Raw genomic sequence first — 8,042 nt, 5'->3', positions numbered from 1 at the left:
CCGGACGCTCCCTCGGCCGGCGCGGCCTGCGGGGCCGCACCGGCCGAGGGAGCGTCCGGAGCCCGGCCTGCCGGCCCGGCGGCCGGTTCCGCCGGGCCTGCGGGCTCCTCCGGGACGGCGGGTTCCGCGGCGGGAGGGGGCTGCGGCGGCCGGGAGGACCAGCCCAGGTAGGAACCGCAGTTCCCGCAGAATTCGTCGTCCTCGCGGTTGCCCGCACCGCACGCCGGACATGGGCGCATCGCGTCAGCCTCCTGTCTCCGCCGGCGGACCCGGCAGGATCTCCACCCGGCACGTGAGGTGCACGGGGCACGACGCCGCGACGACCTCCAGGACGCGGTCTGCGTCCACCGGACCCCCGTGCGGCGCCCAGACCCGTACCAGCAGTTCGCCGGTCGGAGCCGGGGGCAGCGCGGCTCCCGGCTCCGGCGACCACACGACGCCCCCACCGTCACGGATGTCGGCCTGGACACCGAAGCAGAGCCGCAGCTGTTCGACCAGCCCCCGGCGGGTCCCCCGCCACCGGTGCAACTCGACGGCGCGGGCCACGACGGCCCGGCGCAGCTCCGGCGGCAGCCCCGGATCGAGGTCGGCACCCACCCAGGACGCCAGCCAGGGCAGGAAGTCGGCCGGGGCGAGTGCCGGATCGAAGTAGGCCGGAAGGTTGTCCAGGGTGGACAGGACGGGGGCCAGCACGGTGTCCAGCCCCGCAGTGAACCGCTGGGCCAGGTCGTCGTCGGCGTACAGGGCGGGCAGCAGCCCGCCGATCGGGTGGCGGCTGGGGAGCCCCGGCACCGCGGCCCTGGTCATGAGCCGTCCCCCCGTCCGCCCGCGGTGACCACGACCTGGTGCTGGTGCGAGAAGACCAGGGCGCCCGCGGCGACGTCGATCCGCTCCTGCGCCGCCCCGCGCCGGCCGGTGATCGGGTCCGCCGGGAACAACCGCACCTCCTCCACCAGACCCACCCCCGGCACGTTCTGGAGCACCGCGAAGACCTCGCCGTACTGCACCGGCCGGCCGAACGGCCAGCCCGTCCCCTCGGCCCCGCCCCGCAGGGGGTCGATGTGGCGGAACAGTGCCGCGAGCGCCTCCGTACGGACCCGGTCCACGTCCCCACCGGACGCCACCAGCCTGGCGACCACGGTGACGCCCTGGTACGCGGGCGGTTCCACCACCAACCGGGTCCCGACCAGCCGCCGCTCGTCCAGCCGGGCCGCGACCGCCGAGAGCACCGACTCCGACGGGATCAGCTGCTCGAACCGCAGGTTCCCGCCCTCGTCCGGGACCGCGTCGGGAACCACCAGGACCCGCACCGCCCCGCCCTCGCCCGCGACGGCGGGCAGGCACCGGACCCTGCGCAGGGAGGGCGCCGCCTCACGGGCGATGACCTCGTGGTCCGCGGCCGTGACGGCCCGCTCCTGGACCCGCAGGATGTTGGGCGCCCGGACCTTCGCGTTCTCCACCGTCTCGCCGTCGACCCCGCCCCGGGCCGCCTCACGGTTGTGCACGCTCGCCACGTACGGCACCGAGCTGCGCAGCACGTTGATGGCGCCCCGGGCGACGTTCCCGGCCGCGCCGCCGCCCGTCCGGCAGCGGGGGATCCGCAGCTGCGCGCCCTTCTCGGGCACGGCGCCGCAGGAACGCATCGTCCCGTCGGGCTCGCGCACCTCGGGCGGGAACGCGAACTCGCCGGTGACGGCGTCGATCCGCACATGGCGGTCGTCCGGCAGGGAGGCACCGAAGTGTTCCACGGCGGTCCACACCTGCCAGCCCTCCGCGGACGACACCTGTACCACCGGCGGCTCCCCGTCCAGCAGCAGCGGCGCCCTGTCCACGAGGAACCGCTGCCCGGCGACCCCCTCCGAGACGCCGAGCGGAACGTCCAGGACGGTCTCCGCGTGCTCCACGTCCGCGGTGCCGCCGACGGTGAACACCTCGGCCTCCCGGATCGTCGGCGACTCGGAGTAGAACGGCTGGCCCGGCTCCGGCGCGGTCACCCGGCAGCGCAGCCACCCCGCCCGGGTCCCCGCCGCCACCGACGTGGTGTGCCCGGCGGGGACGAACACGGTGATCTCGCCCGGCCGGTTCAGCCCGCCGGTGCTGTCGGTGCCGGTCCGGCACGTCACCCAGCGGGCACCGTCCCACGCCTCCCACACCAGCGGCGGCTGCCGCGGGTCGACGCCCACGCCCTCCACCCGGCTGTCCAGGCGCACGGCGACGATGCACCGGGGAACGGCGGTCGGCAGCCCGAACAGCACCGCGTCGCCCGGCTCCGGCCGAGCCTGGAAGCACGGGACGTCCTGGCCCGCGCCGAGCGGCGCGGTCCGGTCGGTCTGCTCGCCCGACACCGGCGCGGTGACCAGCCGGACCAGCGAACTCGGCACGATCGGGAGGTCGTCGGAGGTGGAGAACACCACCTCCTCCTCGGCCTCGCCGCGCGAGGTGGCGACCTCCGTCCCCGCCGGGAGCAGCACGGTCTCCGGCTGCGGGGCCGACAGCCAGAAGTCGACCTCCGCCCGCGCCGCCGTCGGCGGGAACAACGTGACGCCCAGCAGGTCGAGGAAGGCCGAGTAGTTCTTGTCCGGCACCCGGTTCAGCCGGTACAGCAACTGGTCGACCATGTACGCGAACGTCTCGATGAGCGTGACGCCGGGGTCCGACACGTTGTGGTCGGTCCACTCCGGGGTGCGCTGCTGGACGTACCGCTTGGCCTCGTCGACGAGTTGCTGGAAGCGCCGGTCGTCCAGGTTGGGGGAGGGCAGGGCCATCAGCGCACCCCCGCTTCCGCGGAGCCCTCGGAGGAGGGGATGGTGTAGAAGGGGAAGACGAGGTTGCGCAGGTCGTTCGTGGCGCGCACGGTGTAGTGCACGTCGATGTACAAGGTGCCCTCCTCGACGGCGTCGAACGCGATCACCACGTCGGTGACCTCGATGCGCGGCTCCCAGCGCTCCAGCGATGTGCGGACCTCGTGCGCGATACGGCCCGCGGTGGCGCCGTCGCCGGGGGCGAAGACGTGTTCGTGGATGCCGCAGCCGAACTCCGGCCGCATCGGCCGCTCGCCCGGCGCCGTGCCGAGGATCAGCCCGATCGCCTCCTCGATCTCCTGGTCCCGCTCGACCATGCCGATGCCGCCCGTGGGACCGACCCGCAGCGGGAAGCCCCAGCCGCGCCCGATGAAGCCGCTCACACCGGACCCCCGATCAGGACGTTCATCGCGCCGGTGATGATCTGCGCGCCGCAGCTGGTGGTGTCCCGCATCCGGGCGGCGGGCAGCCCGCCGATCAGCACCTGGCCGCCGACCGCGGCGGCGGGGTTGGGCAGGACGACGTTCCCGGGCCCGAGTGCGGCGTGCGGGGGCACCACGCACACGTGCAGGCTGCCGGCGACGGCCGCCGGCCTGCCGCCGATCAGCACGGTGGCCACGGCCACGGCACCCGGTGGCGGGGTCCCGATGAGGCCGCCGTGAACGGTGGAGTCGCCCGTCCGGGCTGCAGGGGGCATGGTCGCTGTTCTCCTTGCTGCGAAAAGGAATCCGGCCGCCGTACGGGCCGTGTCGGGGCGTCAGTTGATCCGGATGAGCTTGGCCTTGAGGACGGCGAGCAGCCCGCCGTCGACGGTGACCCCCGTTCTGCCGTTGATGGTCACCGAACGTCCCTTCACGTTGACCTCGCCCGTACCGGCGTCGAGCGTGATGCCGGACTTGGAGAGGACCACGGAGCTCAGCACCCGGCTGCCGCCGGGCGCGAGCACCTTCAGCGCGATCTCGTTCCGCCGCTCGTCCAGCGTGACGTCGAGCTGTTTGTCACCACTGGCCAGCCGGACGCCGGACGGCCCGCGCGGACTGTCCAGCAGCTCCAGCCGGTGCCCCGAACGGGACACCAGTGAACGGCGGTTGACCTTGCCGCTGGTCGGGTCGACCAGCGGCACGTCATGGGGCGACGGCTTGTCGACCCCGTTGTAGAGACCGCCCAGCACGTAGGGACTGTCCAGCAGGCCCTGCTCGAACCCGACCAGCACCTCGTCGTTGACCTCGGGACTGAACACACCGCCGCCGCCCCGGCCGCCCCACTGCACCGTACGGACCCAGTCGGACACATAGGTGTCGTCGAGCCAGGGGAACTTCAGCCGCACCCAGCCCCGTTCGTCCTTGCCCTCGCGGATGTCGGTGACCACACCGATCGCGAGGCCCGGCACGCGGGGACCGCGCGCGGGCGCGTTCGCACCAACGGCCAGCCCCGCCAGGGAGCGGTCGGGCGCGGCGCTCACCAGCACCGTCGTGCGGTAGCCGCCGTCCGGTTCCAGGACGTGGTGCGCCGCGGTCGCCGTGTAGCGGCCGGAGAACGCGGGCCCGACGTTGCCGAGCGCCACCGGCTCACCGGCCCGCAACTGGGGGTTCCCCTCGGCGACCGCCTCGATCTCCCCGAAACCGGAACTCACCGAGGCGGCCAGGGAACCGGCGGCGGCCGTGGCCTCGGCCTGGGTCCGGTACGGGGTGTCGGCGACCGTCAGCCGGGCGCGCGACCCGAACGCCCCGGCCGCCCGCGACGGACTCATCCCCGGGGACACCGTGTCGCTGCGCACGGACTGCTCACGGGCCACCAGCCGCCGCTTGGTCTCGACGTCCCAGCCGCGCACCTCCACGTCGTTCGCCCCGTCCGCACCGGTCAGCACGGCCCGCAGCGCCAGCAGATTGCGCCCGTACTCGAGCACCATCGGGTTCCGGGCGGCGGAGGTGTCGGGCGAGGGCGCCGACGCGGCGGGCTTCGGCTTCACGAACTGCAACAGGCCCTTGTCGTCCACCCGCACGTGCGCGCCGCTCTCGCCCGCGAGGTACTGGAGGAACTCCCAGTCGGAGACGTTGGGCTGGGTCAGCTGCTTGTACGTGACGGGCGCGGCCTCGATCTTCCCGCAGGCGATCCCGGCGCCCGCGGCGACCTTGCGGACGATGTCCGCGGCCCGCATGTTGCGGTAGGCCACCACCTTCCGGCCGCGCTGCAGCCGGTGGGCCCTGGAGAAGGCCCGCACGACGGTGAACGAACCGGTGGTGTCGCTGTCCAGTTCGAGCGCCGTGACCTCGCCGGTGAACAGCCGCTCGCGCGCCCGCTCCTGCACGGTGACCACGGAGATCTTCAGCGGGGTGCCGATGGTGAGCCCGGTGGCGGTGAGCAGCTTGTGGTCGGGGTCCCGGTACGTCAGCACGGCGGTGTCCGGCAGGCCGACGTTCTCGTCGACCACACAGCTCACCAACTGGGTCGCCCAGACGGGAGGCAGCTCGCCGGGGGCCTCGACGATCGGGTCGGCGGCGAAGGAACGGCCCGGGGCGGTCATCGGCCGCCCTCCGCCGCGGGGGCCTCCAGGCCGGGCACGACCAGCTCCCTGCCGGGGACCAACTGCATCGGGTCGTCGATGTCGTTGGCGTGGGCGATGGTGCGCCACGCGGTGGCGTCGCCGTACTCCCGCCACGCGAGCAGCGGCAGGCTGTCGCCGACGACGACCCGATGGGTGCGCCGCGCCTCCCGCGAACCCGACGTCGGGTTCTGCCCGAGCCGCTCGCCGCTCGCCTCCTCGATCGAGAGGGAACAGGTGGCGCGCAGCGGTTTCCCGTCGACGTCGAAGAGGGTGTACGAGATGGACAGGCTGGACATCACACCGTCGAACGAGGTCGTCCGGGACGTGCCCCAGTCGAAGCGCACCCAGGGACTGGCCGGCGTCTTGCGGGCCAGGCTCTTCGGGGTGGGCGCACACGCCAGCATCAGCTGCTCCACCGCCTTCTCCACCGAGTTGTCATGGGTGGCCGTGGCGTCGAGGAAGACCTCCATGGAAAGGGTCCGGGGCCCGCTGCCCACGAATTCGGGCAGCGCGGACTGCTCGGCCATCCGGGACGGGGTGCGCCGCCACTCGGTGCTCTTGTTCAACGACAACTGCGACGGATTGAACTGCAGCGTGAGCTGGGCGATCCTCCCGCCCGGCTTGGCGCCGACCTCCGCGGGCGGCTCCATGATGGTCAGCTGGGCGCGAGCACGGCTCGTGCGGGCAACGGGTGACATCGCGTTCCTCCTTCCGGGACCGGGACTTCACGGGTGACGGGCTGCTGGGCCGCCGGGTTTTCCAGAGCGGTTCGACGAACGCTCAGGAGGGCTCCAGGCCCTCGTGCGCGATCTCCAGCGTCTCGATCGCCGGCTGGGAGCTGGCGGGGTCGAAGGAGGGGCCCTGCCAGCGCACCGGCACGATGCCCTGAACCTGCCAGCTGATGATGCGGCTGAGGTCGGGACGGAGCGCGACGATCTCGCCGTCCTTGCGCTCGACCCGCTGGATCGTGTCGTTCAGCCACCGCGTGATCTTGAGCGTGTCGGCGGTCACCGGGCGGGTCAGCGTGATGTTGGTCCAGGTGATCCGCCCCGGCAGCTGCCAGGTGAAGCCGTTGTTGCCGCCCTCGGCGTACTGCTCCAGCTCCACCTCGGCGCCCAGGCCCGAACAGGTGTGGAAGGCGCCCAGGTCGTTGCCCCCGATCACCAGCTTGAAGAACACGCTCGTCGCGAAGATGTTGTCCGTCATTGCTCTTCTTCTCTGCCGTTTCCCAGTGCCCCGCCGGGCGGAGCCGTCGTCAGCGGCGGTTGTCGTACAGCCGGCCGGTGCGTTCCCGGCCTCGACGCAGATCCGCGCGGATCAGCCGGCTCACCGGGTCGATCAGGCGGCGTGCCAGTTCCTCGATCTCCGCGCCGGTCACCCGGTGCGCGACCGGAGCCGCCGCATCGGGCGGGGCGGCCGGTCCGTTCCTCGCCGGCGGACCGGCGGGCTTCACCGGGGCCGCCCTGACGGGGACGCCGGTGATCCCGGCCGCGGCCGCCGCGCGCTGCACGGCCGGGGCCACGGCTCCCGGACCGCTCGCCCCCACGGCCGGACCGGAGGAGGACACGGCTCCCGGACCGGGGGAGGGACGCGGAGGCACCCGCACCGAGAGGGGCGGTGCTCCACCCGGCACGGCGCCGTCCCCTGACGCCGTGCCGGTGAACAGGGGCCCGATGGACTCGGGCACCACCGGCATCGCCGTCCGCTGCACGACCGGGGCGCCCGGGCCGGTGCCGGTCGTCCCGGGCGGATGCGGGCGCACCACCGGGACCGGCCGGGCGGCGGCCGGCGCGGACCCCCCGGAGGGGGACGCCGACGCGTACGGTGCGGAGGCCCCCGGGGAGGGCGGTGACGCGTACGGGAGTGCCGGTGCGGGGTGCGGTGCCGGGGACGGCGGAGCGGGGACGCGGGCCGGTGGGGACTCCACGCGGTCCCGCGCGGAAGGGTGGACGCCGGGCCCGGACGGCACGGCCGGCCCACCACGCGCCGAACGCTGCACGAGCCGCAGGAGGGAGCCGCCGATCGACGCCCCGCGCCCCGCCCGGCCGGTACCGGTCGCGGCCCGCACCCTGCCGCCGTCCGGCGCGGGACGGGCGGGGCCGGCGGAACCACCGGACGGCGCCCCGCCCGGAGCACCCCCGGACACCGAGCGCTGAACGGTCCCGGCGGGGCCCGGCCCTTCGGGGGCCCGCCCCGTGCGCACCGGCCGCTCGGGCGAGGCGGGCCCGGCGGGCGGGGGAGGAACGGGGGCCGGCCGGGGTGACGCACCGGAGGACGGCCGGTGCGGTGCGGGTGACGTGCCCCCGTGCCCCGGCGCCGGTACGGCGGCCCCGGGCCGCGGTACGTCACGACGCCAGGTGGCCGTCACGACCGGCCGGGCCGAACCGCCGCCCGCCGCCGCGACCGGGGCCGAGAATCCCTCGGCCGCGCCGGTGCTGATCTCCAGCGCCCTGCTCGGGAGCAGGGCACGCGAACGTTGGACGACGGGCGTCCGCCCTTCGGCGGGTCCGTACGGGGCGGCCGGGGCCCGCCCCGGGACGATCCGCCGGACCCGTACCGGAGCGGCGGGAGCCGGGGGAGCCGAGGACGCGGCGGAGGAAGAGGGGCCGGTGGCGGGCGTGCTCGTGGACGGACGGGTGTCCGCCGCGCGCTGGACGGTCGCGGGGCCCGGCGCGGCGGACACCCGTCCGTCCACG

10 protein-coding genes and 1 pseudogene are annotated in these 8,042 nt (G+C 74.7%); 2 read left to right on the top strand and 9 right to left on the bottom strand.

Annotated features, from left to right (window positions below; all coding sequences use genetic code 11):
• From EAO76_RS45830 to EAO76_RS45330, 9 genes are all read right to left on the bottom strand, one after another.
• On the bottom strand, positions 1-239 hold a 239-nt coding region (locus EAO76_RS45830; RefSeq protein ID WP_262375257.1), incomplete at its 3' end, for a zinc ribbon domain-containing protein.
• Between the two features lie 4 nt (positions 240-243).
• Positions 244-807: a phage tail protein gene (locus EAO76_RS03325; protein WP_148833137.1), complete on the bottom strand. Its 564-nt coding sequence runs from the start codon at positions 805-807 to the stop codon at positions 244-246.
• On the bottom strand, positions 804-2,765 hold the full coding sequence (locus tag EAO76_RS03320) for a putative baseplate assembly protein (protein ID WP_148833135.1): 1,962 nt from the start codon (positions 2,763-2,765) through the stop codon (positions 804-806). Before EAO76_RS03320 ends, EAO76_RS03325 begins: the two co-directional genes overlap by 4 nt.
• Positions 2,765-3,184, bottom strand: a complete 420-nt coding sequence (locus EAO76_RS03315) for a GPW/gp25 family protein (RefSeq protein ID WP_148833133.1) — start codon at positions 3,182-3,184, stop codon at positions 2,765-2,767. The genes EAO76_RS03320 and EAO76_RS03315 overlap by 1 nt, the downstream gene beginning before the upstream one ends.
• A complete protein-coding gene (locus EAO76_RS03310; RefSeq protein WP_148833130.1) occupies positions 3,181-3,498 on the bottom strand; it encodes a PAAR domain-containing protein in 318 nt (105 codons plus the stop codon). The genes EAO76_RS03315 and EAO76_RS03310 overlap by 4 nt, the downstream gene beginning before the upstream one ends.
• A 60-nt stretch (positions 3,499-3,558) precedes the next feature.
• Positions 3,559-5,325 carry a VgrG-related protein gene (locus EAO76_RS03305; RefSeq protein WP_148833129.1) on the bottom strand — a complete coding sequence of 589 codons (1,767 nt, stop codon included), beginning with the start codon at positions 5,323-5,325 and terminating at the stop codon, positions 3,559-3,561.
• Positions 5,322-6,044 (bottom strand): LysM peptidoglycan-binding domain-containing protein, encoded by a 723-nt coding sequence (locus EAO76_RS03300; RefSeq protein ID WP_148833127.1) that lies wholly within the window; start codon positions 6,042-6,044, stop codon positions 5,322-5,324. The genes EAO76_RS03305 and EAO76_RS03300 overlap by 4 nt, the downstream gene beginning before the upstream one ends.
• Before the next feature lie 82 nt (positions 6,045-6,126).
• The gene (locus EAO76_RS03295) at positions 6,127-6,552 is read right to left on the bottom strand and encodes a phage tail protein (protein ID WP_148833125.1); all 426 of its coding nucleotides are present in this window, start codon (positions 6,550-6,552) and stop codon (positions 6,127-6,129) included.
• A gap of 49 nt (positions 6,553-6,601) precedes the next feature.
• Positions 6,602-6,913, bottom strand: a complete 312-nt coding sequence (locus EAO76_RS45330; protein WP_262375256.1) for a hypothetical protein — start codon at positions 6,911-6,913, stop codon at positions 6,602-6,604.
• Positions 6,914-6,998: 85 nt separating this feature from the next.
• Between EAO76_RS45330 and EAO76_RS44340 the strand changes: the two genes are divergently transcribed.
• Complete coding sequence (locus tag EAO76_RS44340) at positions 6,999-7,502, top strand: hypothetical protein (protein ID WP_187438450.1); 504 nt, start codon at positions 6,999-7,001, stop codon at positions 7,500-7,502.
• Between the two features lie 201 nt (positions 7,503-7,703).
• Positions 7,704-8,042 (top strand): annotated as a pseudogene (locus tag EAO76_RS44335) (hypothetical protein); the annotation flags it as partial.

It is taken from the genome of Streptomyces sp. sk2.1 (assembly GCF_008120935.1).
Classification (GTDB): domain Bacteria; phylum Actinomycetota; class Actinomycetes; order Streptomycetales; family Streptomycetaceae; genus Streptomyces.
Note: the sequence above shows the minus strand (reverse complement) of the source record. Positions and strands in the feature narration are given on the sequence as shown.

Excerpts from the sequence above, each read along its gene's own strand:
- EAO76_RS03325 (WP_148833137.1), bottom strand. The coding sequence starts at position 807 with ATGACCAGGGCCGCGGTGCCGGGGCTCCCCAGCCGCCACCCGATCGGC.
- EAO76_RS03320 (WP_148833135.1), bottom strand. The coding sequence starts at position 2,765 with ATGGCCCTGCCCTCCCCCAACCTGGACGACCGGCGCTTCCAGCAACTC.
- EAO76_RS03310 (WP_148833130.1), bottom strand. The coding sequence starts at position 3,498 with ATGCCCCCTGCAGCCCGGACGGGCGACTCCACCGTTCACGGCGGCCTC.
- EAO76_RS03305 (WP_148833129.1), bottom strand. The coding sequence starts at position 5,325 with ATGACCGCCCCGGGCCGTTCCTTCGCCGCCGACCCGATCGTCGAGGCC.
- EAO76_RS03300 (WP_148833127.1), bottom strand. The coding sequence starts at position 6,044 with ATGTCACCCGTTGCCCGCACGAGCCGTGCTCGCGCCCAGCTGACCATC.
- EAO76_RS03295 (WP_148833125.1), bottom strand. The coding sequence starts at position 6,552 with ATGACGGACAACATCTTCGCGACGAGCGTGTTCTTCAAGCTGGTGATC.